Source organism: Synechococcus sp. H55.10 (genome assembly GCF_047502715.1).
Taxonomy (GTDB): Bacteria; Cyanobacteriota; Cyanobacteriia; order Thermostichales; family Thermostichaceae; genus Thermostichus.
Genome location: NZ_JANSJJ010000183.1, coordinates 12777 through 37715, shown reverse-complemented (window position 1 = coordinate 37715; position 24939 = coordinate 12777). Strand labels below are relative to the sequence as shown.

Sequence of the window (24939 nt, the reverse complement as noted above, 5' to 3'; positions counted from 1 at the left end):
GGGGAATTGCCCCCTCGAACCTCAGCCCACAACCCGGCCAGGAAAAAGGGGGGAAAGCACACAGTATTCTAGAAGTGTGGCAACCCCTTCGATTCATGGTCTCTTCGCTCGCCAACCTTGCCGAACGCTCTGCCGCCGCCTCTGAAGCGAAACCGGTCTCCTCTTCTGAATCTGGAGTTGCTCCGGTTATCGCCGCCATCGATGTGGGCAGCAACTCCCTGCACATGGTGGTGGTGCGCATCAACCCCCACATCCCCAGCTTCACCATCATCTCCCGCGAAAAAGCCACCGTCCGCCTGGGAGAGTTTTGCAGCCAGACAGGCGCCCTGACGCCTGCCGCCATGGAACGGGCGCGGGTGGCTCTGGAGCGGTTTTGCCGCCTTGCTGAAAGCTTTCAGGTGCAAGATATTGTTGCAGTGGCCACCAGTGCCGTGCGCGAAGCCCCCAATGGGCCGGAGTTTTTGAAGCGGATCGAGCGGGAGCTGGGCCTGCGGGTAGAGCTGATCTCAGGCCAGGAGGAAGCCCGCCGCATCTACCTGGGCGTGCTCTCGGCCATGGAGTTCCACAACCGGCTGCACGCGGTGGTGGATATCGGTGGCGGCTCCACCGAGCTGATTCTGGGCAACGGCCAAGAGCCGGAGTTCCTGCGCAGCATCAAGGTGGGAGCGGTGCGCCTGACCCAAGCGTTTTTGCGCCACGACCCACCCACCCCTGCCGAGCTGCAGGCCCTGCGACAACACATCCGCGGCATGCTGGAAGCTCCCATCGAGCAGATGAGGCGCATCGTTGCTGCTTCCCAACAGCCGGGATCCCTGACCTTGGTGGGCACCTCCGGCACCATCGAGTGCCTGGCCCAGTTGGATGCCCGCCGCCGCTTGGGTGCTCCCCCCACTCGCCTGCAGGGGTATGAGTTCAGCCTGGAAGCCCTGCGGGGCTATGTCAAAGAGCTGCGCTCTCTCACGGTAGCCGAGCGGCAAAAGCTGCCCGGTCTGGGAGAAAGACGCGGGGAGATCATCCTGGCCGGGGCGGTCATCTTGGAGGAGGTGATGAGCCTGCTGGGGGTGGAGCGGATCCAGTTTTGCGAGCGGGCGCTGCGGGAAGGGCTGATCGTAGATTGGATGATCGGCCAGGGGCTCATTGAAGATCGGCTGCGCTACCACAGCTCGGTGCGGCGGCGCAGCGTCCTCAAGTTGGCGGAAAAATATCAGGTGGAGATCCCCTATGCCGAGCGGGTGGCGGAGTTTGCCCTCAGCCTTTTCGATCAAACCCGCGGCATCCTGCACTCCTGGGGATCCCGGGAGCGGGCTCTTCTCTGGGCGGCCGCCATGCTGCACAACTGCGGCCACTTCATCAGCCATGCCGCCCACCACAAGCACTCCTACTATCTGATCCGCCACGGGGAGCTGTTGGGCTTTAACGAAGAAGAGGTGGAGGTGATCGCCAACCTGGCCCGCTACCACCGCAAGTCGCCCCCCAAGAAGAAGCACGAGAACTTCCAGCGCCTCAGCGACGAGCGGGATCGCCAAGTGGTGTTGGAACTCGGCCCCTTGTTGCGCATGGCCTGTGCTCTGGATCGCCGCCGCCTGCAGGCCATCCAAGGGCTCCACTGCCGCTTTCAGCTTCTGGGAGAAGGCCCCCGCCAGATGGAGCTGATTTTGGATCCCAGGCATCCCAACGACGACTGTGCCCTGGAGCTGTGGAGCTTGAACGAGAAGAAAAAGGCCTTCGAGCAACAGTTCAAGCTGCAGGTGATTCCCAAATTATCCACCCAGCTTCAGCGCAGCGCGGATCCCTTTGAGGCAGCCGTCTAGCCAAGGGGCATATAGTCGTTTCAAACAAGACGAAGACACTTTGCCGCTGGCCCTCACCCCCAGCCCCTCTCCCAGAGGGAGAGGGGAGTTAGAGCGGCGCGTTCGCGACAGCATTGCGTAGTAATGACGACGCAGAGAAATGTTTTATTACCATTTGAGATGGCTATAACTACCAGGCTGCCGGTGATCGCCAATAGCTGGGCAATCGGATCGTATGCCTTTAACTACGGCTTGCGCCAGCGGGATAAAGTTTTCACGATGCTGCGCGGCAAGTTTTGCTCAGGGAGCGATGGTGATCGGCGAGGGGCTGGTTTGGGTGGCTCTTTGCCCGCCCCGCTCCAGGATCACCTCGATGAGGCCGTTGTTGACCGGCTGCATGTTGAAGGGCAGTTGTTGCTGGGTTTCATAGAGTCCGGGCGCCACCTCCCGCATCTCCACCTCTGGCGTCACCCCGACGATGCGAAAAGCTGCCCGCCCCCCTGGATCCCCTCGCATCGTGACTTTGAGGATCTCGCCCATGCGCAGGCTGGTGCTGTTGGTGGTAATGCTAAAAATCTGAGGCGGCCCAGCAGCGACAGGCCGAGAAGCTGGCTGAATGGTGGAGCGGGTTCCCTTGGATCCATCGATTGCAAAAGGGAAGATCTCGCGATACTCCTGGCTGAGGCCGTCTTTGCTGAGCACAATTCGCAAAACAGGGTTGCTGGCTTGGTGGGTGGGGGCCACCACGTAGGTGCCCTCGTAGTGGTTGGGTCGCACCTCCCGCATCGGCTGGTTCAGGGCCAGATTCCCCAAATCAAACTGGGCGATCCCTCCCGAGTCCCCCCAGATGGCAATGGTGAGGATATCCCCTTCCACTAGGTCGCGCTGGGGATCCAGTCGAATCGCCTCAATACGTGGAGAGCGGTTGCCGGCTGCGGTCAGAGGAGCGGGGGTAGCCGGCTGCGGCAAAGGGACAGAAGCAGGTAACACCGGTTCTACCGACGGGGGAGCGACATTGCCCAGGGCCAGTTGAGGGAGCCGCCGCTGAACGCGGGTACTGACTCCATTGAGACTCAGTTGGATGCGGATGTCGGGGCCAAAGGCACTGTCTTGAGGGCCAAGGGTGTAAACGGCGCGGTAATAGCCGGGCTGCACTTCTTCCATGGGCAAACCCCGCACCAGGTCGCCAATATCCACCGTGGCCCTGCCGTTGGGAGTGCCCTGGGCCTCAACGGTCAAGGCTTTCCCTGCCGGCACCACTCCCGACTCAGGGATAACCCGCGTTTGTGAGATTTCGGGTTGGACGGTCTCAGCCACCGCAGCGGGAGAAGGTCGCAACTGCGCCACCGGAGGCGACAAGGGTGGAAGCTGACCGCGATATACCAACGCCTGATGTAACAGCACCGCCCCCTCAGCTCGGCTCAGCACCCGATTGGGCCGCAGCCGGGCGGGATCCGGCACATTCACCAATAGCCCCGCTTCACCCGCCATGGCCACAAAAGCCCGCCCTACCTCCGGCACCTCAGCAGCATCGCTGTAGAGAGCCATCCAGCGCTCAATATCGGCCTGGTTGGGAGCAGGCAGTTGCAGGGCCCGCACCAAAATGGCCAGGGCTTCCAGGTGGGTGAGATCTCCTTGGGGACGAAACTCGTTGCCTTCGTACAGGCGCATCGCCCCCGCCTGCAACACCGCCTGGGCCGTCCAATAGTCGGGGGTATTGGGCTCGAGATCGCGAATTTCTTGCACCTGGTTGGGGTTGGGGATGTAGCCGAAAAACTCCGTCAGCCACTGGGCCAATTCTAGTCGGGTGAGAGTGGCCGACAGCGGCTCCTGGGTGAGCACCAGATCCGTCTGACGCTCCAGCGCCGCCACGTAGGCATCGGCCCAGGCCAGCGAGGCTTGCTGCTCCACCCCTTGAGACCAAGCCGGCAGGTTGACGCTCGACCAGCCCAGCGTCCAACACAAACTCAGAGCTAGGGGCCACGAGCACCGCATAGCTGTTACTCCTGTTCCGTTGACATCCCCTCAGGGCCAGCTTATCTCAAACTTCCGCCGTGTCCTCAAGCCTTCGATACCAGTTGGGATTGCGCCCTTTGGCAGTGGGATTCTCAAAACTCGAGTGCAAAAGCTCGCCGCAGGGATCCACTAAGAGATTTTACCTATGCGGGTGAGATCTGGCCTGGCGGCAAAGGGCCTGAGCAATTGCCTCATAACTTGTAGTTGTGCATCCAAATCCTTATCATTGTGTTATAGACTCGGAAAGTTCAGAAAGCACTTTTGCCCTTACCCCAGGGAGGAGTTTCATGGCTGGCAGCACCGGAGAGCGACCTTTTGCCGACATCATTACCAGTGTCCGCTACTGGGTCATTCACGCACTGACCATTCCCGCTTTGTTTTTGGCAGGCTGGCTTTTTGTGAGCACGGGCCTGGCTTATGATATTTTCGGTACCCCGCGTCCCAATGAGTATTTCACGGCAGAGCGGCAGGAGCTGCCGATTGTCAGCGACCGCTTCAATGCTCTGGAGCAGTTGGAGAGGCTAGCTCGCTAAGAGGGGCTGCGGGCAGGCAAGCCACTTGTTGTTTCAATTTGTAAATAAATCGTTTTTTTTGCGTAGGATGAGACCTATGGCCAACAAATCTGACGAACCTGTTTTCTACCCTGTTTTTACCGTCCGTTGGCTGGCGGTGCACACTTTGGCGATCCCAACTGTTTTCTTTTTGGGAGCTATTGCTGCGATGCAGTTTATTCAACGGTGAACCCAATGGCTGATCAACCCGAAAAGAATCCCAACACCCAACCGGTGGAGCTAAACCGCACTTCCCTGTACCTGGGTTTGTTGTTGGTGTTCGTGGTTGGGCTGTTGTTCTCTAGCTACTTTCTCAACTGAGGCCAGAGTTACATTATTCTGCTCTTGGGGTTGAGAGAGGGCAAGAAGGAGCAACGTTGGCTTCTGGCTGGCCCTTATTTCTTTTACTTGAGGCTGCAATTTCTGCCAGTTTTGTCTTTTTCTATTGGAGACCAGTTGCTATGACCAGTCAAGCAAGGATTCCTCTGTGGATAGTAGCCGTGATTGCCGGTTTGGGAGTGCTCACTGTGGTCGGGCTTTTCTTCTACGGTTCCTATGTAGGCCTAGGCTCGAGTCTGTAAGTTTGAGGCTTCTTGTCTTGGGTTAGTGCTACACATCGCTAACGCGAACAATATCCCTGAACCCAGCAAATAGTAGGATAGCCTCCCATCGGCTGCGCTATAGTGTGAGGTGTGGCTGAACGAGCCTTCCGCTACCGCTTCTTCCCAACTGCTGAGCAAGAAACCCTGGGCTGTGTAAGGGGAGTGACCTCAATGTAGGACACACCATGACCGGGATATCAATGCTGCCATCAACCTTTTGGCTGCTGGACAGTCGGTGACAGTCTGTGGAGTGAGTGTAAGACCTGATAGACATGAGTCTAGAGGGCAACTACGAAAAACTCGCAGGGGAAGGAAGCGGAAACCCAGATCGTGAAGTCTGGGAATCTCCCCTCTACGGCTCGTCGGGGCCTAGCGGGAGAGGATGTCAAGCCCACACCCCTCGGCAACTCACGCTTTTGGGCCGGAAACTGGCTATGGCTGCCCCACTCTGGGCCATCGGCGGGGCCGTTCTGCGGCTGCTGCGCTGGCACAAGCCGGCAGGGCGATTGATTTTGATGATCCCGGCCCTGTGGGGGGCCTTTTTGGCCGGGCGGGGAACGCCCCCCTGGCCGTTGATCGGGATCCTGATTTTGGGCAGCTTGGCCACCAGTGGGGCGGGCTGTGTCATTAACGATCTTTGGGATCGGGATTTGGATCCACTGGTGGAGCGCACCCGCAACCGCCCCTTGGCCAGCCGGGAGCTGACGGTTGGCGTCGGGATCCTGATGGCCCTGCTGAGTTTGGCCTGCGCGGCAGGGCTGGCGCTGTTTCTCAACCCGGTCAGTTTTGCCCTTTGTGTGGCGGCAGTGCCGGTGATTCTGCTCTATCCGGCGGCCAAGCGGGTGTTTCCGGTGCCCCAACTGGTGCTGTCCCTGGCCTGGGGATTTGCCGTGCTCATCAGTTGGACGGCGGTGAGCGGTCAAGACCCGAACACGCCCCTATGGGAGGAAGGGTTGGGCTGGCTGTGGCTGGCCACGGTGTTGTGGACGTTGGGGTTTGATACGGTCTACGCCCTCTCGGATCGGGAAGACGATGAACGGGCCGGGATCCACTCCAGCGCCCGTTTTTTCGGGCGACAGACGCCGACGGCGGTGGGACTGTTTTTTTTGGGTGCCGCCATCGCTCTGTTGGGGGTGGGGATCAGCCTGAGGTTGCACTGGGTTTATTTTCTCAGCCTGGCCATTGCTGCCCTCCTCTGGGCCCGGCAAACCTGGCAGCTTTACCAGGTCAATCCCCCTCCCACCCTGTACCCGGCCATCTTCGGCCAAAATGTGGTGCAAGGGTTTATCCTGCTGGCGGGGATGATCGGGGGATCCTTATTGGCCTAAGGGATCCTTTTTCAAGCTCGTTGGATTGGGATTATTGGGGAACCTGAATTTGCAGGCCCTAGATCCCGGCAGCCTGCCAACCAGGCGGAGGCGGCCCGTGTCCACAAGCAAACTGTACAATGACGACAACTCCAAGGATCTCAGCCCCCGATGGCCCTCCTGAGCGGCAGTGAGCCGCCCTATGACATTCTCATCCTCTCAAACGGCCCTGGAGAGCTGACCACCTGGGTGCGTCCAGTCGTGATGGAATTGCGACAGCAATTGCCTCAGGCGCGCCTCTCTCTGGTGCTTGCCCCTTGCCCCCATGCTTCCGGGCAAGAGATGAGCATAGCCCAAGCGTTTATCGACGTGGATCGGGTACAGGATCCCGATTTTTTTCTGGCTTTTTTGCTCACCGGCCAAACCGAAGAAGCCTGGGATTGGGCCAGGCGAGGGGTGGTGCTGTTTTTGGGGGGGGATCAGTTTTTTGCCGTCTGGATCGCTCGCCGCTTGCGCTATCGACTGGTGGTCTATGCTGAGCATCGGCCCCGTTGGCGACCTTGGGTAGACGCTTTTGCCCTGCGAACAGAGGCGATCAAACGCCGCTACGACGGGGGACGCCTCCTGGGCCACCGCTGGGCCCAGAAGATGCACGTGGTCGGGGATTTGATGGCGGATGGCGTGGCCAGCGCCGTCTATTTGCCGGGGGTGCCCCTTCCCGGCTGGCTTGGCAGCAGATCCCCACAGCCGCCTGCCGCCAAACCGACGGCGGGTTTTTCTTCCCTAACTCAAGTTTTCGGCCCGCTCCAAGAGGCATCTCCCAGCCCTGTCAGTGGGATGGAGCCTGCCAAGACCGCGCTGGAACGGGTGGAGCACCGCTGCAGCGATGGAGAATGGCTACCGCGTGGCTGGCAGCGCCTGAGCGATGGCAACCGCACCCACTATCAGGTGGGATTGCTCCCCGGCTCCAAACCGGCCAAGCTTTCTCTGGGGGTACCGCTGGTGTTGGCCGTAGCCGATGAGCTGCGACAGATGCTGCCCAATGTCCGCTTCGTGATCCCGGTGGCCCCAGGACAAACGCCTCAGTCGCTGGCCGGCTATGCCCATCCTAAGCTCAACCCCGACATGGCTGTAATCTATGGCACCTCGGCCATCCTGGAGCAAACCAATCTGGGCTCCCAATTTGTCACCCCCTTTGGCAGCATTGTGCAATTGTGGACAAGCTTTCCTGCCTATTCTGTGCTGGCCAACTGCGATCTCTGTCTGACCACTGTTGGTGCCAACACCGCCGAGCTGGCCTATTTGGGGGTGCCGATGGTAGTGGTGATCCCCACCAACAAGCTGGAGGCAATGCGCGCCTGGGATGGGATCCTCGGCCTGCTGGCCCGCCTGCCTGGCCTGGGTACGGGGTTGGCTCGCCTCATCAACAGGATTGCCCTGCGGTGGCTAAACCACTTGGCTTGGCCGAACATCTGGGCCGGGCAAGAGGTGGTGCCGGAGTTGCGGGGCCATTTGCGCCCGCTGGCCGTGGCCGAACAACTGCGAGTTCTGTTGGAGGATCCCCAACGACGCCAGCAGATGCAGACGGAATTGCAGCGGCTGGGGGGAAGGCCGGGAGCCGCGCAGGCGATTGGGCAACTGGTGGCTCAGCAGTTGGGTAGAGGCTTGAGGTAGAAGGAAGCTTGCTTGAGCTTAATCCGGCAGAGATCCCCCTTGCGCGGGAGATCGCTTCTGGCTGCTGGCAAAAAATGCTAGAAGGGGAAGCAGTGGAGGTTCCTCAACGGAGACCATTCATGCTGACAAAGGCCAATCGCGTCAGCGAGACGGAGTCCTCGCAGCCGGCGGTGGAAAGCTCCCAAACTGAGGCGAGCGATGCTCTCCCTTCCGGCAAGCCGGAGCCAAAGCTGGGGTTTTGGCAGCAATTTTGGGAAGATGTTGATTGCGTCTTCGAGCGGGATCCGGCGGCGCGCAATCGCTGGGAGGTGATTTTCACCTATCCTGGCGTGCACGCTTTGTTTCTGCACCGCATCGCCCACTGGCTATGGAAACGGGGCTGGTTTTTTCTGGCGCGGGTGATCAGTTTCTTCGCTCGTTCTTTCACCTTGATCGAAATTCACCCGGCAGCCCAGATTGGGCGGCGCTTTTTCATCGACCACGGCTGTGGGGTGGTGATCGGCGAGACGGCGGAGATTGGCGACGATGTTACCCTTTACCACGGGGTCACTCTGGGAGGTACCTCTTGGAGCAAGGGCAAGCGGCACCCCACCCTGGAAAACGGAGTGATTGTCGGCACGGGGGCAAAGATTTTGGGGCCGGTTCGCATTGGCGAAAAAGCCCGGATCGGGGCCAACGCGGTCGTGATTCAGGATGTGGCTCCCGGCATGACGGTGGTCGGGATCCCAGGGCGGGCGGTCATCCCACCCCATCAACGCCGCATCCCTGCCCATGGCATCGACTTAGACCACCATCTCATGCCCGACCCGGTGGGGCGCGCTATCGAGCAGTTGCTGCACCGTATCCAAGACCTAGAAGCCCAAGTAGCCCGTCTCAACCAAGAGCGGGAAAAAGCTCGGCAGGATGAGGTTGGCGGCGGCTCAGAATATTCCTAGTCGCGTTAGCAAGAGAGGTGTTGGTCTGTAAAAATCCAAGTCACTCGGAAGATGGGGCGGCTGACGCGGTATGCTGTGGGGGCGCTGAGCTGTTTTTGACTGATCACGCCGTCCGATGCTGCTTCAGAATCCTGTAGCTTTGTTGAGTGTTTCCGACAAGACCGGGCTCATCCCGCTGGCCCAGGCCCTTGTCCAGGAGCACGGCTTTCAACTGCTCAGCAGCGGGGGCACGGCCAAGGTGCTCTCAGAAGCCGGGATCCCGGTCACGCCTGTTTCGGCCCACACCGGCGCGCCAGAGATCCTGGGGGGACGGGTGAAGACGCTGCACCCCCGCATTCACGCCGGCATTTTGGCCCGTCTGGATCATCCCGCAGACCAAGCGGATCTGGAGGCGCTGGGGATCCCTCCCATCCAACTGGTGGTGGTCAATTTCTACCCTTTTGAGCAGACGGTAGCGCAGGCAGAGGTGTCTCTGGCGGAAGCTTTTGAGCAAATCGATATCGGCGGGCCCACTTTGGCGCGGGCGGCAGCCAAAAATTATCCCTACGTTACGGTGCTGACGGATCCCAGCCAATATCCCCGGTATTTACAACTGTTATCCGGCGGGGATGGGGAAACGGAGCAGTTGGCGTTTCGCTTTCAGTGTGCCCGTCGGGCTTTTGAGCAGGTGCTGGCCTACGACCGCGCCATCGTCAACTACCTGGCCCGGCAGTCTCAAGCTCCCCCGACCGCTCCCGAACCTGTTTTTCAACTGCGAGGGATCCCCTGGCAGCGCCTGCGCTATGGGGAGAACCCCCACCAAGCTGCCACTTGGTACGTGGTGGATCCGGCTGCCCCCGGCTGGCATCGGGCCCAACAATTGCAAGGGAAGGAGCTAAGCTACAACAACCTGCTGGATCTGGAGGCGGCCCGCGCTCTGGCGGCGGAATTGAGCCTGTGTCTGGCCGGCGAGCACGACCCCGGACAGGCGGTGGCGGTGGTGGTGAAGCACAACAACCCCTGTGGCGTGGCTGTGCGCCCATCGCTGGCTGCTGCCCTGGAGGCGGCGCTGGCTGCCGACCCGGTTTCGGCCTTTGGGGGCATCGTCGCCCTTACCCAAACCTTGGATCGGGAGACCGCCCAGCGCCTGGCGGAGCCTTTTTTGGAATGTGTAGTTGCCCCCGCTTGCACCCCAGAGGCGGCTGAGCAGCTGGCGGCCAAAAAAAACCTGCGGGTCTTGGTCTTGCCGGACTTTTGTGTGGGGCCGGCCCAGACCCTTCGCACCCTGGCCGGGGGCTTCCTGGTGCAAGAGGCGGACCGGCTCCAGGGATCCGACCGCCAACAGTCCTGGCGGGTGGTGACCGAGCGCCAGCCCACCCCGGCAGAGTGGTCAGATCTGGAGTTTGCCTGGATCGTTTGCAAGCACGTGAAATCCAACGCCATTGTTGTCGCCCGGCAGGGACAGACGATGGGCATTGGGGCCGGCCAAATGAACCGGGTGGGGGCCGTGGAGATCGCCCTCAGGCAGGCCGGCGCGCGGGCGGCGGGAGCGGTTTTGGCCAGCGACGGCTTTTTCCCGTTTGCCGACAGTGTGGAGGCAGCCGTCCGGGCCGGGATCCGCGCCATCATTCAGCCGGGAGGCAGCATTCGGGATGCCGATTCCATCGCTGCCGCTAACGCTGCCGGTATTGCCATGGTCTGCACCGGCAGGCGTCACTTTTTGCACTGAGGGCAGCCCAAACTCTCGCAAGTGGCAACGCCTGTCACGGGGTGGGATCCCTCGGCTCGCTCGCACAACTGCCGCAGAGCCGCCCGATCCACGTAGGCCTCGCTGAAATCGGCGCCGGCAATCTGCGCCCCCTGCCAAGCCGCTCGCGCGGCAATCGCCCCTGTAAGGTTGGCCCCCCTGAGATCGGCTCCGGCCAAATTGGCCAGATCCAAGAGGCTATTGCTCAAGTCGGCGCCCGACAGATTGGCCTCTGCCAGATTGGCTTTGGTAAATGCCGCCCCCGCAAGGTTGGCCCCATGCAGATCGGCGCCCTGCAAGTTGGCCCCGACAAAGCTGCTGCCCCGACAATCTTGGCCGGACAAATCCTGACCCTGCAGATCGGCATTGCTGAAATTGAGACGGGTTTGGCTGCCTGCCGGGGCTCCCCAGAGGAGCCACAGCAACAGAATGGCCGCCAGCAAGATGCCCAGCTTCCCGAAGTTGCGCCGGCAGGTCGAGGGGTTGGATTTTGCAGCCATTGGGGATCCCTAGATTACTCGGCCACCATTCTTGCCGATTTTCTTCTCGCTCATCACACAGGGGCTGCTGCAAACTTCGATGCACCTCCCCTTGCAGCAGAGATTATCCGCCGTAGGTCACATTCCGCTCGGTGGTGCGAAATTGCAGGATCGTCAGCCCCACCACAATGAGAAACAGCACAATGGATTGCGCAGCAGCCCTGCCCAAATTTCCCGAAGACACTCCAATTTTGTAGATCTCGTAGATCAACACCGAGGTGGATCCCGAAGGGCCGCCGGCAGTCAGCAAATCAATGGTGCCAAAGATATCGAAAAATGCATAGGTCATGTTGGTAATCACCAAAAAGAAGGTGATGGGGGAAAGCAGGGGTAGGGTAATGGCAAAAAAGCGACGAAGAGCGCCGGCTCCGTCAATGGCAGCCGCCTCCAGCAGATCTTTGGGCAGATTTTGTAGACCGGCCAGGTAAAACAAAATATTGTAGCCCATCTGCTTCCAAACGCTGGCAAAGATCACCACCCAAGGGGCCAAGTTGGGATCCCCCAGCCAATTCAAACGTGGGATCCCCACCAGCCCCAGCAAATAGTTGGCTACACCTCCCAAGGGGTTGAACAGGATGAAGAAGATGATCCCAGCCACCGCCGGCGAAATGGCATAGGGCCAGATCAGTAAGATGCGATAAATCGCCGCCCCGCGAATGGGCTGATAGGCCAACGTGGCGATCAACAGGGATCCGCTCAGTCCCAGCACCACGATGGCCGCCGAAATGGCAAAGGTAATCCCCAGGCTGCGCAGATAGGTGGCATCCGTCAGCAAGGCAGTAAAGTTATCCACACAAACGAAGCGGCTGCGCGGCGCCCCCACAAAGGTGAGCAGGGTGGAAAGGCGCAGGGTATCCAGCCCTGGGTAGTAGAGAAACACCACCAAGATCGTGAAGGTGGGCAACAGAAGCAGCCAGGCCAGCCACCCCTGCTTGAAGATACCCCTCTCTTGGGGAGTTGCTCTTTGGATCCCCAGGCGGCGCTCCTGTTCCTTGCGGATCCACGCCAGCAGCGGCCAGAGAGGGATGGCCATGCCCGCCAGCACCAGCCCCACACCAAAAACCAGGTCGATGACCTTGCGCTCCGGCGCAAAGGTGCAAAAATCCAGCGGCACCATGAAGATCAGGGATCCCAGCCCTCCTGCCAGCCCCCCCAAAGCCGCCCCCAGCAGCACAGGCCGCTCGATGCGCCGAAAACGGGATCCCACCCAGAGGGCCCCTGACAACCCTGCCAGCAGTGGCACCAGCACTTGGATCCATTGCCCCATGTTCTCTCTCCCCTCTAACCTTGCAAAAGCCAGGAAAGGGGCAGGCCGCCGCCCACCCCCTATCCTCGATTTCGCCGTCAATCCGACAGCATCCCAGCTACCGGCCAATTACTGATAGAGGGAGTTGTACTCGGCCAGCAGGCGGTTGGCAGTCTCGTTGGCCTTGGCCATGGCCTGGGCCGGATCCCCGCCTTTGAGCATGAGATCCTCCATGGTTTGGGTGACCACATTGCGAATCTCGGGAAAAGCCCCCAACAGCGCCCCACGGGTGGCAGGAGTGACCTTGGAGTTGTTGATTTGGTCGCTGGCGGTGAAGAAGTTGGGGTTTTCCTTGAACCAGCCCTGCGACTCCAGCAAGGCTACCGAGCTTTTGCGAATGGGCAGATAGCCGGTTACCTTGTGCCATTCGGCAGCATTTTCGGTGTTATTCAGCCACAACATGAAGGTCAGCGCCCCCTCTTCCACCTCTTTGGGCAGATCTTTCACCAACCAAAGGCTGGCGCCCCCAATCAAGTTCCCCGTCCAACCCTTGTCGGCGTTGTAGGGCATGCGGGTGGTGACCAGCTCGATGTTGTTCTGCTTGGCGGCGTTGGTGATGTTGGCCGCGTCGGCGCTGCTGGTGATGGCCATGGCAACGGTGCCGGTTTGGATGGCCTGCTCCGTGGCCGCCCAATCCCGCTGCTTGCCGCTGTAGATGTAGTAGCGTTTGTCGTACATCCCTTTCCACCAAGTAGCAATGGCTACTGAAGGCTCCGAGTCCAAAAAGACCTGGGTGGCCCGGGCGGCACGGCCATTTTCGTTGTTGGCCAAGAGAGCATCTTGCTGCGCCATCCACTGCTCGTAGAACCAGCCGTGGTTGGGCCAGGTGACGCAGCCCTGAGGAGCGTCGGGAAGCGCCATGATCTTCTCGCAGGCGGCTTCCAGCTCCTGCCAGGTGGCCGGCGGCTTCTCGATCCCGGCTTTCTTCAAAATGGCGGTGTTGGAGTAGAGGATGGGGCTGGAGCTGTTCCAGGGCATGGAGGTGAACTTGCCGTCCAGGGTGTAGTAGCTCACCACCGGCTCGATAAAATCGTCGAAGTTCACCGGGATCCCGTTCACCTCGGTGCGGTTGCCCAGCGCATCGGCGATAGACTTGAAGTAGCCGAAATCCCGTGCCCGTTGGGTGCCCACCTCAAACCACTGCACCACCGAAGGAGCTGCATTTTGTTGAATGGCCAGGTCGGTGGCCTGTTGAATTTCTTCGTAGTTGCCGTAGCCCTCAACAGTTACGTTGTACTGAGGAAATTGCTTGTTAAACTCTGCCGCTTTTGCGCGGGCCCAATCGAGACGGTTATCGGTAAAGGCAATCCAAACTTTGACGTTGGCAGGAGACTGGGCAAAGCTGTCAGCAGCCAGGAGGGCAGCGCCGGCGGCAGCCACCAAGCCAGCGGCGAAAGCCAGGAAAGTACGACGGGTGTTCATAGAAAAAGGCAGTTGCACTCGCTAAAGGCACATCCGAGAATACTGCACCGACATTAAGAGCAGGTTATATCTGGCCGGGATCCCCCCAGAAAGTGAACCCTCAGGCCGCAGTCAGAGTCAGATGAAATGAGCGCCCAGCCCAGGTTATGATTGGCAACTTCTCAAGGGGTCTCGAACATGAAAATGATGAAAAATGCAAGCTTTTGCCTGTTATTGGTTACTGCTTTTCTAATGGCGCTTGCTCCCTTTGCGCAGGCTCGCCCCCGTCAACGCGCCCACTCCGGCACCTGCACGCGCAGCGGGCCAGGCGGCAGAGCGAGTAGTGGCACCTATTCCGGCCAGGGATCCCGGCAATTCCTTCCCGGTCAAGGGGTGGAAGGGGACTATTCCGGCCAAGTGACCACCCAACAAGGCCAGACCTGGAACCTGAAGGGGCAACCCATCCGTCGCACCACCACCATCAACCCCCATCCGTGAAGGATCCGGAGGGATCCCCTGCTCAAGGCTGCCCGACCTGCTGCCGCAGCGCCTGGATCCCTGCGGCTAGACCCAACAGGACGATCAGCAGCAGGGTGCTCAGGGCCGCCGCCTGGTGGGTGTAGCCCCCTTGTTGCAAGCCAAAGATGAGCCACCCAAAGGTTTCCGAGCGGGAGGTTACCAAGAGGGCAGAGAGGGTCAGCTCGGCAAAAGATTGCAAAAACACCAGCAACACCGCTGCCGTTAAGGCCGGTGCCAGCAGGGGCAGCAGAATGTGGCGAAAGGTTTGCAGCAGAGATGCCCCATCCAGGCTGGCTGCCTCCTCTAGGCTGGTGTCCAGGCTGCGCCAAGCAGCTTGCAGTGGTTGTAGCGCCAGGGCCAAGAACCGCCCCAGATAGGCCATCAGGATCAGCCCTAGGGTGCCGTAGAGGCTCAGACCCGGCAGGGGCGGGGGCAACCACACCAAAATGAGGGACAGAGCAAAAATCAGGCCCGGCAAGGCATAGGGCAAGTCCACGATCAAGCTAAGTAGGGCCAGCAGCCGTACTTTCAACCGGGTCAGGGCATAGCCCAAGATCGTCGCCATCCCGCTGCAGAGCAGCGCTGCTCCTCCCGCCAAGCCCAAACTGTGCAGCGTGGCGCGGCGGGCCCGCTCCAGCTCAAAAAGAACCAGGCGGAAATGCTCCAGCGTCAGGTTAGACCAGACTAAGGGCAGGCCATAGGCCCGCAGCAGGGCAGTTGCAGCCATGGCCAGCAAAGGCCCGAGAATGAGCAGCAAGGCTGCGGCGAAGAGGATCCCGCTGAGCAGCCAACCCAGCCAGCCCAAGCGATAGGGATCCGGAGGGGCCTCGCCTGGATCCAGCCCCTCCTGAGGCTGCTGTGACCAGGCCAAAAAGAAGAGGGCCGGCAGGCCAAAGAGCAACGCCAGCGCCGCGCTGCGCCCAAACCCATCCCCGCCGAAGTTGATCACCTCTTGGTACAGCAGGGTGGGCAAAGTCAGGTAGCGTCCTGGGATCCCCAGCAAGGCCGGGATCCCGAAATTGCCCCAGGCCCCCAGGAAGGCCAGCGCCGCCGCTGCCGCCACAGAGGGCCGCAACAGGGGCAGGGTGATGAAGAGCCAAACCTGCAGCAGGTTTGCCCCATCCAGTTGGGCCGCCTCCTGAGCTTGCCTGGAGAGCCGGCTCAAGCCCGCCACCAGCGTCAGGTAGGCAATTGGCAGCACAAAAAGAGCCAGCAGCAGAATGATCCCCCCCGGCGTGTAGAAGCTCCACAGGGATCCCTGCTTCCCCAAAATCCAGCGCAGCCCCTGCTGCAAATAGCCCACCGGCCCGGCCCATTGGATCCAGGCCAAGGCCAAAACCTGGGGCGGAACCACGAGGGGAGATAAAAAGAGCACCCGCAGGATGCCACGGCCCGGCAAATCTGTCTGGGTGGTGAGTACCGCCAGCACCAGGCCGCCGACCAGCGCCAATGTGGCCGAGACCGTCGACACCCAAAGGCTGTGAACCAGCGCTATACGGACGCGAGGTGTTTCCAGCAACCAGCGGATGTTCTCACCTTCCCCGCTCAAGGCTCGCTGCAACAGCTTCCAGAGGGGATAGGCATGGGTCAAAACCAAAAGGCCCGCTACAGCCACCAGCCAGGGAATGATGGGGTGCCTTAACCCTTTACTCAAGCCCTCCCCCAGAAACGTTAGACCACGCCTTTGGATCCCACCTATTCCTCAAACAACTTGGCAAAGCGGGCCTTGTCGGCCTCGCGGCTTTCGGCCAACTCCGCTGCCGGGGCGCTCAAGATCTTCAGCTCGCTCAAAGCGGGGAAACCTTTTGGCGGCGTCACACCCTGCCGCAGCGGCATGTAGCCCATCTCAGCAGCGACCTCCTGCCCCTTCTGAGACAGCAAGAAGTCCACAAAAGCCTGGGCAGCTTCCAGGTTAGACGTTCCTTTGACAATTCCCACCGGCTCGGTAATCACCGGCACGCCCTCCTTGGGATAAACTACCTCCACCGGGGATCCCTCGTTGCGGCTGCGAATGGCAAGAAAGTCCACCACCATGCCGTAGCTTTGTTCGCCACCGGCGACGTTGCGGGCGACAGCGCCATTGCCCTGCACCAGCACAGTTTTGTTCTTTTTCAGCGCTTCGTACCACTCCCAGCCCAGGCCGGGGGTACGGGTGATCACCCCCAAATTGTAGGCGGCAGCACCCGAATAGGTGGGGCTGGGCATCACCAGCTGGCCTTCCGGAACCTGGGCTAGGGCTGCCCAGCTATCGACAGGCTGGGCTTTGGCCGTGTTGTAAACGATCACCGTGGCCAGGATCTTGGTGCCGAAGTAGCGGCAGTCTGGATCGTAGTAGGTGGCGGCGATGGCCTTGGCTTCAGGGCTGCAGTAGGACTCCAGCAAATTGCGGGATTTCAGCAACTCAAAAGTAGGCGCATCGGCCACCAGCAACACATCGGCTTGGGAACTGCCCTTTTCTGCTTCCAGCAAAAAGCGGCTGATCACCTCCTCGGTGCCGGAGCGAAAGATCTCTACCGAAACTTCTGGATAAACTTCCCGAAACGCAGACACGGTTTTCTGAGCGTCTGCATCGGGTTGGGAAGTGTACAAGCGCAATGTCCCGGAAGGCTTGGCCCAGGCTGGGTTCAGGGATCCCCACGCAAAAGGCTGGGCAAAAGCCACGCTGCAAAGCACCGCCAACAGAGATAGAGGACGCACGGCGATTCTCCTAACCACTCCGAAATTGGGTCTTGTGTTCACTCTCACTTTACTACCGATCTGGCACATCGGATTTTCCCTTATTTCCGGGGTGGAGTACAGCTCAGAATATCTATACCTCAACAACAATGATCCAAAAGTTATCTGCAAGTTATTTTGGGATTAAGCTTTGATTAACAAAAAGTTGCCGGTCAGATTGTGGGAGGAAGGAGCGCATTTTGGTTCAACAGCTATGCTGTCTTTATACTTCGGCCGCAGGGATCTGAAAGCAGCTTCTTCATCCAACTCCTCATCGAGAAGCTCAACCAAGACAACCAGCTTCCGACTTCACCCGCCGCCCTGCCGCACTGTCGGGAATGCCGGTGGACAAGCCGTAGCGTTTGCCTCGGTACGTCCAGAGCAAGTGGATCTTACCTTTATCCGTACCGAAGTGAATGATGTCCTTCTCCATGCTGGTTAAGTTGCGATCAAGTTGCGATCACCCTACGCACCCAATTTACCCCCTTTTACCCCAAACTCCACCCACTCTCGACTGAGGGTCGAGACTGGAAGTGCTTATCTGGAGCGGGTTTATGGCTTTGGGTGGTGGGAAGCGGGCGGACGGAATCGAACCGACAACAGCAGTTTGGAAGACTGCGGTTTTACCATTAAACTACGCCCGCACAGGCATCTGCCTCTGCCAAGTACCTATACTAGCATTTGCCGCTAGCCTCTTTCTAAGACCACCTCTGCTCAAAGCAGAGAGACGAGATGTTTCTCATCGACGCTGGAGCTGCTTCTTACGTTTCTTCTGCCACTGGCGGAACTCTTTCTCGTAGCGTTCCCCCTCCGTCTGGTAGGCGTTCCAGCCCTTAAGAGAAACTGTCAAGCCCCAGCCCATGAGTATAAACAGCGACCAAGATAGCCCCCCGCCGGAAAGCCAGTCCAAGCCCAGCAAAAAGCTGTTGACAATTCCATAGCGACCCAGCAATTGGTAGAACTGCTGACGGCGGTAGCGCTGGAACTCGCGATGCTGGTTGTTCAGCTCTTGCCAAGCCTTCCATTCCTGCTCGGCCAAGTCCAGCTCTTGGGGTGAGATCCCCAGTTCGGCGGCCATCTCCTGCAACTGGGCGCGGGTAAACTCGCCCAGGCGCGGCTGGCGGGCAATGGCCCGCTGGAGGATCTGCTGCACGTCTTCTTGGCTGTACCGGGATCCCGACATTGAGTCTACACGCAACTTTACAATTCTTAGTCCAAGTTAACCAGATCTTGCAGCTCGTTAAGTTCGCCTTGCTGCAGAAGCCAACCGCTAGACTAAACCTAGGCCAGCCCCCCAGGCGCTTTCTCCACGGCTAAGTTACTCCTTGCCAACCGAACTTGCCAATAGGGCTATGACTTCTACCCGCCCTAGATCCCGCCAGAGCCGTCAGAGTCGGACTTCCCTATTGAGCGATCTGCTACAGGCCGTGCCCCATCTGCGCCCGCAACTTTATTTCAAGTCTTCTCTGGTTGCCCTTAGCCATGCCATCGAGGATCAAGTGTTGCAAGGTCAGGGATCCCCGTGGGTGTTCGCCAATTTTCAAAAAGAGCGCTACTACCGCCAGGAGGCGCGGCGCTACCGTCGCATCAGCGCGGTTGCCCAAGATGTGTTTGTGCTGGCTACCCCCGATGGGGCTCAGGCTGACCTGCCCCCTAACTTTATCCCCCTGGATCCGGAGGATCCACTGGCTCAGGAGTGGCATTTGATCGTCATCGATGCCCACTACACCACCTGCTTAGTGTGTCGGGAGCGGCCCTGGCAAGGCAGCGATATCGATGCGGCGCGGCAGTTCGACGGCATCTGGTCATTTGAGCGCCTGATCGCCGCCCAGGCGGCTTTGGCTCTGTTGCCGAAGATCCTCGCTTACCGTCCGGATCTGGCTCCTCGCTTGGAGCCGGTTCGCCAGTACCTGGAGGGATCCCTGCAAAACTCCGCCAGCCAACTGAACCCAGGGCCCTTCACCGAGCGGCTGATCACCTATCTTCAGGCAGGGCAATACAAGCTGCAGCGGGCCTATCGCACCATTCAGGCTCAAGAGCGAAAGGAACACTTGATCAACCGCATCAGCAGCGCCATTCGCCAGTCTTTGCATCCCGGCGATATCCTGACCATTGCGGTGCAGGAACTGGGGCAAGCGGCAGGAGTGGGGCGCTGTTTGATCTACCGCTACGATGGCCAGGTTCCTGCTGTCCAGATCGAGCACGAGTATCACACCCTGAGAATGGGCAGCCTCAAGGGATCCCTTTGGCCCGTGCAAAGCAACCCTTTTCTGCAGGAGGCAATGGCCTCAGCACACCTGGTGTGTTGCGAGGACAGCCAGAAGGATCCGCGTCTGCATTGCCTGCCGGAGCTGTGGCAGCCGGCCCAAATTCGCGCTTGGGTGGCTCTGCCGATTCTCTATCAGGGGCGGTTGCTGGGCCTCTTGGAGCTGCACCACGAACACCCTCGCCGCTGGCAGCCGGCCACTCTGGAGTTGGCAGAAGCCATTGCCAATCAAGTGGGGGTGGCCCTCTTACAGGCAGAAGCCTACCAGCACCTGGAAGAGCTGAATCGCCAATTGCAGGATCTGGATCGGGCCAAGTCGGAGCTGATCGCTGTGATCGGGCACGAGCTGCGCACCCCTTTGTCCACCATTCAAGTGTGTCTGGAGTCGTTGGCCGGCGATCCTCATATGCCCTTGGAGATGCGCCAGGAGATGTTGAATGCGGCTCTGCAAGATGCCGGTCGGCTGCGGGAGTTGGTGCAGGATTTTCTCACCCTCTCCAAGCTGGAAAGCGGTCGCGTTCGCTGGCATATCGAGCCGTTGTCTGCCCAAGAATGCGTGGAGCTGGCCCTGAGCAACGTCAAAGCGCGACGGCGGCACGAGGAGTTACCCACCATCGAGCAGGCGCTGCCCAGACGGCTGCCGATGGTCAAGGCGGATGGGGAATGGCTGGTGGAGGTCTTGCGCAAGCTGTTGGACAATGCCTGCAAGTTTACTCCTCCCAGCGGGCGGATCTGGATCCGGGCAGAGGTGGAGCCATCAGCCGGCGAACCTGGAGAAGCGATGGTGAGATTTACTGTGGCCGACAGTGGACGCGGCATTGAACCGGAGCGCTTACAGGTCATTTTCGAGCGGTTTTACCAGGCAGAGGGGTCCCTGCGCCGTTCCGTGGGGGGGACGGGCTTGGGGCTGGCCATCTGCCGGCTGATCATCGAGGCGATGGGGGGGCGCATCTGGGCCGAATCGGGAGGGATCAACCAGGGCAGTGCCTTCCACTTCACCCTGCCGATAGCCAACCCACAAACCCAGAGGCAGCCCTCGATGGCCGCCTGAACCCTAAGAAGTGAAGGTCTGCTGCGCTAACCTGGGATCCCAGCCGGCAAATGCAAATTGCCAATATCCAACAAATCAGGCTGCCGCAAAGCTCTGGCCTAGATCCGTAGCTCCCCTCTCCCTTTGGGAGAGGGGCTGGGGGTGAGGGATGGCACACCCTATTGGGAACATAGACTCAGGCAGCGCTCCCGAATCGCCTGGAGGTTAAAGGCCAAGTCCCGGCGGAGGCGCCGTTCCACCAGGCCGACCGGCATGCGACGCGGCGGCTTCACCTGCAAGTGGTAGGTGAGCAAAGTTTGATGGTTTAGCCACTCGGCCAGTTCCCAAAACCCCTCGAAAAGGAGAAAATCCCCTTCCACCTCCTGGAAGCGAAGCTGGTGGGGAAAGATTTCCTCAATGGCCAGCACCACTGCCGCCGAAAAGCGGGCAAATAAAACCTTTTGGGATCCCACCTGACGTACCAGTTTGCGGCCATTCTCGCTGCCGAGGAGGCGGCTTTCCACCAAGTTGGGAATGAACTCCGCCAGATGGTCGTAATCGGTTAAAACCTGCCAAACCCACTGCCGCTCCACCGGAATAAGGACGCGGCCCTGCACATGGCGGCAGCGCTCCCCCAAGTCCTCCACCTCCACCTGGATGTCTTCGGGAACTGGGATCCCGTCTTCCGGGGCAGGGTCTAGGTGCCCTTGTTGGGGATCCTGTGGGGAGTCGGAAGGCATGGCCAGCAATCGGAGCGCGTCAGAGTTGCAGAACAAAGGAGAAGGGCCAGCAGCCCCAACCCAGGCCCAGTCCATTGTAATTGTGCATCAGATAGCGCACTAGGGGAAAAGGGCCTGGAACCAGGCGACGATCACCTGCCACACTTGATCCAGAAGAGCAAAGGGATCCCGCAGCTCTTGCAGCACCTGCCGCGGGCCAATCCTAAAGACCACGTACAACACGGCCAGGAGGATCACGATCCCCACTGCCGTCCAGATGGCTTCCCGCACCACCCGCACCCAGAAAACCAGCACAAAAATGGCGATGGCCACCGCGGCCACCAGCGGCAATGTCTCCAGTACCATCGGATCCCCCCTCGTTTGGCTCAGATGTTTTGGATTTGACCCCACTGTAGCCAGTTTGAACTGAGAATAAGGTGCTCGCAAATGTCCGTTGACAAGGGATCCCATCCCGTAAAATGGGATCACCCCGATGAGCCTTCTTTGCTTGGCTAGATCTATGGACATCATCACCTTTGGCTGGGTTGCCGTTGCTGCTTTCTTTGCCCTTTCCATTGCCTTTGTGGTCTGGGGCCGTAACGGCATGTAGTGGATCCCGCCTGGCCCTGTTGTTGCTCGAGGACTTCGTCCTGCTCTATGGAAATTGACTTGCCCTGGGTTGTCCGCCTCGCCTACGGCAGCATCTTTTTGCTCTTGACGGCTGTCACTGTGGGCGTTGGCTACATCACCTTTATCGACTGGCGGGATCGGCGGCGGCGCAGCGAGGCAGAACGGCAAGCTCGTCGCTCCAAGCGGCGGTAGCTACTGGGGTTCTGGGAGATTCCAAGAAGCCTCGCGATCGGGCCTGTCGTCAACGGTTCTCAGGACAGGAGGGGCCACCCAGGGCAAGGGATCCTCAGGCTGGAGGCAAAAGAGCTCTTGCAGGAGACTCTGGTTGGCTTCCCAGAGAGCTTGCAGGTTGTAGCCGGCGTAGGTGGGCAGAAAGTCGGCCAGCTTGCGGTTGGCCTCCCCCAGCAGGATCATGCAGCCGCGGCGGTTGCCGTTTTGCAGATGGTAGTAGGCCACGGCGGTTTGCAACAGCCCCTGGTAGAAGCGCCGCTCCGGATCCACCGCTTCCATCCACAGCGCCTCCAGAGTGTCGTGGCAGGCGTAGAATTCCCCCCGGTTGAATTGCGCAACGGCCAGTTGCAGCGCTTCTGGGTGGCAATTACTCATGGGTCTAGGCACAGTTGCGACTCAGGGGCGGCTGCTGCAGGGATCCCTGCGGCAACACCAGGGTAAAGCAGGTCTTGCCCTGGCCGCTTTCTATAGAGACGCTGCCCCCCAGCCGCTGCATCCACTGCTTAACCAAAGCCAGCCCCAGGCCGGTGCCGCCCCGCTTCCAGGGATCCCCGCTGGGGATGCGGTAGAACTTCTCAAAAATGCGCTCCCACTCGCTGCGGGGGATCTCCACCCCCTCGTTGATAACCCGAATTTGCACTTGTTCAGGGCTGAGGCGGCGCGCCGTCACCGTGATGCGGTGGTGAGGCGGGGTGTACTTGCAGGCGTTGTTGACCAGCTCCTGCACCACCCGCTCCAGACCCACCTGATCCGTCACCACCTTGCCCACCGCTGGGTCAATCTGCCACCGCAACTGTTGCTGATTGGCCTGGGCCCGCTGCACAAAGGGCTGGAGCACAGTGGGCAGCCAGGCGGCCAGGGACACTTCTTCGAGATGAAGGGGCTTGGATCCCTGCTCCAGCCGCTGCAGATCCAGCAGATCGTTGACCAATTCCGCCTCGCGCTCGCACTCCTGCTCCAGGATTTGCAAGTATTGCTCCCGTTTTTGCGGGGTGCGGGCCATTTTCAGCAGTTGGATGGCCATTTTCATGTTGGTGATGGGCGTGCGCAGCTCGTGGGAGACGGTGCTCAAGAAATCATCTTTGAGGCGGTTGAGGCGTTCCAGCTCGCTGATTTGCTGCACCGAGGCCTGGTAGAGACGGGCCTGGCGGATGGCGATGGCACAGTGATCCGCCACCTGCTGCACCACCCGCACCTCCAGCTCATCAAAGCACTCGTCTGCCGGCTTGGCCAACCACAGATCGCCCAACACCGCCTGATCCTCCCGCAGCGGACATACCAGCAGGGTCAGCCCTTCCCGCCGCGGGATCCAGCTTTGCCCCGACAAATGGCACAGTTGCGCCGCTTGCCCCCTTTGCAGTTGCCGGTAGAGATCCGGGTAGTCGGCTAGGGTTAGAGCGATCCCGCCGGCGGGCGGCAGGGCGGCGGTGTATTCGTAGCGCACCGTGGCCTGGCCGGCTTCCGGATCGTAGAGACAGAGATCGCAGCCTTGGATGGACAGCCCCAGAGCCAACTCCTGCACCACTGCCCGCAGGATCTGGGCTTCGTCCAGGGTGGTGCGCACCTGGTCGGTGACCCGCTGCAAGAGGGCATCCATAGCCAGAGAGCGCTGCAGGGCCGCCGTCCGCTCCTGCACCTCCTGCTCCAGACGGGCGTTGAGATCTTGCAACTGCCGGTAGAGCTGGTTTTGCGTGATCGAGAGGGCCAGGTGCACAGCAGCGCGGCTGACGAGCTCCAGCTCTGGGGCCGACCAAGCCTTGGGCTCGTCAATTTTCAGCTCCCGCCAGGCGGCAAAAGAGATCAAGGGCAGTTGTTGACGGGGATCCTCCCAACCTTCCCCTTGGGCGGGCCAGCGGTAGCCGGCCCAGTGGGTCTCTTGGCAGATGGCGCCACGAAACACGCTCAGCCAGCCCACCACCTGCTCGTTCCAAAGCAGCGGCACCGCCAGCAGCCCGCGGATGGGCGTCTGCTGCACCTGCGACCGCAGTTCTGGCCACTTCTCCAATTGCGAAAGCGACCAGGTTCTCACCCCGTCCCCTGCCGACTTGCCTCTTCCCACCTGCTCCTGCAGCCAGGCGTCGTATCCTGCCGGCGGCTGGATCCCATAGCAGTGGAGAGTCTCCAAGCCCATGAACTGGATGCGCAGCCGCGCCCCGATCCCTTGGAGCTGGGCGGTAAGCTGCTCCAGGACGGTGCTCAGGGTGGTTTCGGGGTGAAGCGGCGAGTACACCAGCGCCGCAATTTGGTTAATCAAGCGTTCCTGCTGCGCCTTCCGCCGCGCCTGCTCCAGGAATTCCGCCTGGGCAATGGCAATCGACACCTGATCCGCCACCAACTGCACCACCTGCAGCTCCTCAGCAGAGTAGGAGCGCGGCTCGGCGTGGTGGGAGACCAAGAGCCCCCACAATTGCTGGTGATGCAGGAGGGGGACCACCAGGGAAGAGGCTACCCCCATGCACTTGAGGTAATGGGCATGGCAGGGATCCACCGGCCGCTGTGGCACCTCTCCTAGAGGCAAAGGCTGGGCCTGGGCAAAGCGGCCCAGTGGCTCCGGCTGGCTGAGGGAGCGGGTCTGGCCCTCCACATCCACGATGACCCGCACCTGAGCCAGGCGAAACAGGTGCCGCGCTTGCTCAGGAATATCCCCCGCCGGAAAAGACAAACCCAGGAGAGAGGGCAGCCGCTCAGCTTGTCGAGCTTCCGCCACCACCGTTCCATGACCTTCCGGGTCGAAGCGGTACACCTTGACCCGATCCGTGCCCAAAAAGGCGCGCACCTCCTCCACCGTTGCCCTCAGGATCTGATCCAGCTCCAGGGATTGCCGGATCTGGTGGGTAATGCGGTTGATGAGGGCATCCCGGCTGGTGCAGGCCGCAGGGGCCAAGTTCTCCATAGCCATCTCTACATAAGGAAGCGCAGAAGTATTGAAAGCTACACTCCCTCTTTCACGATAACGCCCCCTGCCGGGAAGTTACAGAGCCG

Annotated in this window: 24 protein-coding genes and 1 tRNA gene; 13 read left to right on the top strand and 12 right to left on the bottom strand. The window is 60.3% G+C overall.

What is annotated here, in order from left to right; all coding sequences use genetic code 11:
* The first annotated feature begins 95 nt into the window (after positions 1–95).
* The gene (locus NW858_RS11030; RefSeq protein ID WP_414368718.1) at positions 96–1811 is read left to right on the top strand and encodes an HD domain-containing protein; all 1716 of its coding nucleotides are present in this window, start codon (positions 96–98) and stop codon (positions 1809–1811) included.
* A 279-nt stretch (positions 1812–2090) separates the two neighbouring features.
* Here the strand turns inward: NW858_RS11030 and NW858_RS11025 are convergent, their stop codons facing one another.
* The gene (locus NW858_RS11025; protein ID WP_414509901.1) at positions 2091–3785 is read right to left on the bottom strand and encodes an S-layer protein; all 1695 of its coding nucleotides are present in this window, start codon (positions 3783–3785) and stop codon (positions 2091–2093) included.
* A gap of 308 nt (positions 3786–4093) precedes the next feature.
* Between NW858_RS11025 and psbE the strand changes: the two genes are divergently transcribed.
* The 8 genes from psbE to purH all read left to right on the top strand — a co-directional run bounded on the left by psbE (position 4094) and on the right by purH (position 10583).
* A complete protein-coding gene (gene psbE, locus NW858_RS11020; RefSeq protein WP_414335121.1) occupies positions 4094–4339 on the top strand; it encodes a cytochrome b559 subunit alpha in 246 nt (81 codons plus the stop codon).
* Positions 4340–4415: 76 nt separating this feature from the next.
* Positions 4416–4547 carry a cytochrome b559 subunit beta gene (gene psbF, locus NW858_RS11015; protein WP_414335122.1) on the top strand — a complete coding sequence of 44 codons (132 nt, stop codon included), beginning with the start codon at positions 4416–4418 and terminating at the stop codon, positions 4545–4547.
* A gap of 5 nt (positions 4548–4552) precedes the next feature.
* Positions 4553–4678 carry a photosystem II reaction center protein L gene (locus NW858_RS11010; protein ID WP_011431223.1) on the top strand — a complete coding sequence of 42 codons (126 nt, stop codon included), beginning with the start codon at positions 4553–4555 and terminating at the stop codon, positions 4676–4678.
* 140 nt (positions 4679–4818) lie between these two features.
* Positions 4819–4938 (top strand): photosystem II reaction center protein J, encoded by a 120-nt coding sequence (locus tag NW858_RS11005; protein WP_414335132.1) that lies wholly within the window; start codon positions 4819–4821, stop codon positions 4936–4938.
* Between the two features lie 455 nt (positions 4939–5393).
* Entirely contained in the window at positions 5394–6287 is an 894-nt protein-coding gene (locus NW858_RS11000) for a 4-hydroxybenzoate solanesyltransferase (RefSeq protein ID WP_414520497.1), read from the top strand.
* A gap of 150 nt (positions 6288–6437) precedes the next feature.
* Positions 6438–7940, top strand: coding sequence for a hypothetical protein (locus NW858_RS10995; protein ID WP_414335124.1), 1503 nt, complete (start codon positions 6438–6440; stop codon positions 7938–7940).
* Between the two features lie 119 nt (positions 7941–8059).
* Positions 8060–8875, top strand: a complete 816-nt coding sequence (gene cysE / locus NW858_RS10990; protein ID WP_414349278.1) for a serine O-acetyltransferase — start codon at positions 8060–8062, stop codon at positions 8873–8875.
* 115 nt (positions 8876–8990) lie between these two features.
* Positions 8991–10583 (top strand): bifunctional phosphoribosylaminoimidazolecarboxamide formyltransferase/IMP cyclohydrolase, encoded by a 1593-nt coding sequence (gene purH, locus NW858_RS10985; protein WP_414335126.1) that lies wholly within the window; start codon positions 8991–8993, stop codon positions 10581–10583.
* Here purH and NW858_RS10980 read toward each other — a convergent pair.
* The 3 genes from NW858_RS10980 to NW858_RS10970 all read right to left on the bottom strand — a co-directional run bounded on the left by NW858_RS10980 (position 10568) and on the right by NW858_RS10970 (position 13868).
* The gene (locus tag NW858_RS10980; RefSeq protein WP_414336441.1) at positions 10568–11101 is read right to left on the bottom strand and encodes a pentapeptide repeat-containing protein; all 534 of its coding nucleotides are present in this window, start codon (positions 11099–11101) and stop codon (positions 10568–10570) included. The genes purH and NW858_RS10980 overlap by 16 nt on opposite strands.
* Before the next feature lie 103 nt (positions 11102–11204).
* Positions 11205–12407, bottom strand: a complete 1203-nt coding sequence (locus tag NW858_RS10975; protein WP_414520496.1) for a carbohydrate ABC transporter permease — start codon at positions 12405–12407, stop codon at positions 11205–11207.
* A 108-nt stretch (positions 12408–12515) separates the two neighbouring features.
* A complete protein-coding gene (locus NW858_RS10970) occupies positions 12516–13868 on the bottom strand; it encodes an ABC transporter substrate-binding protein (protein WP_414520495.1) in 1353 nt (450 codons plus the stop codon).
* 231 nt (positions 13869–14099) lie between these two features.
* Here NW858_RS10970 and NW858_RS10965 point away from each other — a divergent pair, with 231 nt between their 5' ends.
* Positions 14100–14345: a hypothetical protein gene (locus NW858_RS10965; protein WP_414520494.1), complete on the top strand. Its 246-nt coding sequence runs from the start codon at positions 14100–14102 to the stop codon at positions 14343–14345.
* Positions 14346–14367: 22 nt separating this feature from the next.
* On the opposite strand, the gene NW858_RS10960 is transcribed toward NW858_RS10965, so the two are convergent.
* From NW858_RS10960 to NW858_RS10945, 4 genes are all read right to left on the bottom strand, one after another.
* Positions 14368–16020, bottom strand: a complete 1653-nt coding sequence (locus NW858_RS10960; RefSeq protein WP_414520493.1) for an ABC transporter permease — start codon at positions 16018–16020, stop codon at positions 14368–14370.
* A 41-nt stretch (positions 16021–16061) separates the two neighbouring features.
* Positions 16062–17063: an ABC transporter substrate-binding protein gene (locus NW858_RS10955; protein ID WP_414520492.1), complete on the bottom strand. Its 1002-nt coding sequence runs from the start codon at positions 17061–17063 to the stop codon at positions 16062–16064.
* A 591-nt stretch (positions 17064–17654) separates the two neighbouring features.
* Positions 17655–17725 (bottom strand) — tRNA-Gly (locus NW858_RS10950).
* Positions 17726–17820: 95 nt separating this feature from the next.
* Positions 17821–18279 carry a 2TM domain-containing protein gene (locus tag NW858_RS10945; RefSeq protein ID WP_414348996.1) on the bottom strand — a complete coding sequence of 153 codons (459 nt, stop codon included), beginning with the start codon at positions 18277–18279 and terminating at the stop codon, positions 17821–17823.
* 154 nt (positions 18280–18433) lie between these two features.
* Between NW858_RS10945 and NW858_RS10940 the strand changes: the two genes are divergently transcribed.
* Positions 18434–20398: a DICT sensory domain-containing protein gene (locus NW858_RS10940; protein WP_414520491.1), complete on the top strand. Its 1965-nt coding sequence runs from the start codon at positions 18434–18436 to the stop codon at positions 20396–20398.
* A gap of 158 nt (positions 20399–20556) precedes the next feature.
* Here NW858_RS10940 and NW858_RS10935 read toward each other — a convergent pair whose 3' ends face one another.
* Both NW858_RS10935 and NW858_RS10930 read right to left on the bottom strand, forming a co-directional pair.
* Positions 20557–21117 carry an SRPBCC family protein gene (locus NW858_RS10935; protein ID WP_414348994.1) on the bottom strand — a complete coding sequence of 187 codons (561 nt, stop codon included), beginning with the start codon at positions 21115–21117 and terminating at the stop codon, positions 20557–20559.
* A 99-nt stretch (positions 21118–21216) separates the two neighbouring features.
* A complete protein-coding gene (locus tag NW858_RS10930) occupies positions 21217–21462 on the bottom strand; it encodes a hypothetical protein (protein WP_414348993.1) in 246 nt (81 codons plus the stop codon).
* A gap of 154 nt (positions 21463–21616) precedes the next feature.
* Between NW858_RS10930 and NW858_RS10925 the strand changes: the two genes are divergently transcribed.
* Together NW858_RS10925 and NW858_RS10920 are read left to right on the top strand one after the other, a co-directional pair.
* Positions 21617–21706 carry a cytochrome b6-f complex subunit PetN gene (locus NW858_RS10925; RefSeq protein WP_011431548.1) on the top strand — a complete coding sequence of 30 codons (90 nt, stop codon included), beginning with the start codon at positions 21617–21619 and terminating at the stop codon, positions 21704–21706.
* Positions 21707–21765: 59 nt separating this feature from the next.
* Complete coding sequence (locus NW858_RS10920) at positions 21766–21918, top strand: hypothetical protein (protein WP_414332874.1); 153 nt, start codon at positions 21766–21768, stop codon at positions 21916–21918.
* Here NW858_RS10920 and NW858_RS10915 read toward each other — a convergent pair whose 3' ends face one another.
* A complete protein-coding gene (locus NW858_RS10915; protein ID WP_414520490.1) occupies positions 21919–22332 on the bottom strand; it encodes a DUF309 domain-containing protein in 414 nt (137 codons plus the stop codon). It lies immediately after the preceding gene.
* 4 nt (positions 22333–22336) lie between these two features.
* Complete coding sequence (locus NW858_RS10910) at positions 22337–24850, bottom strand: GAF domain-containing protein (protein ID WP_414520489.1); 2514 nt, start codon at positions 24848–24850, stop codon at positions 22337–22339.
* Positions 24851–24939 lie beyond the last annotated feature (89 nt).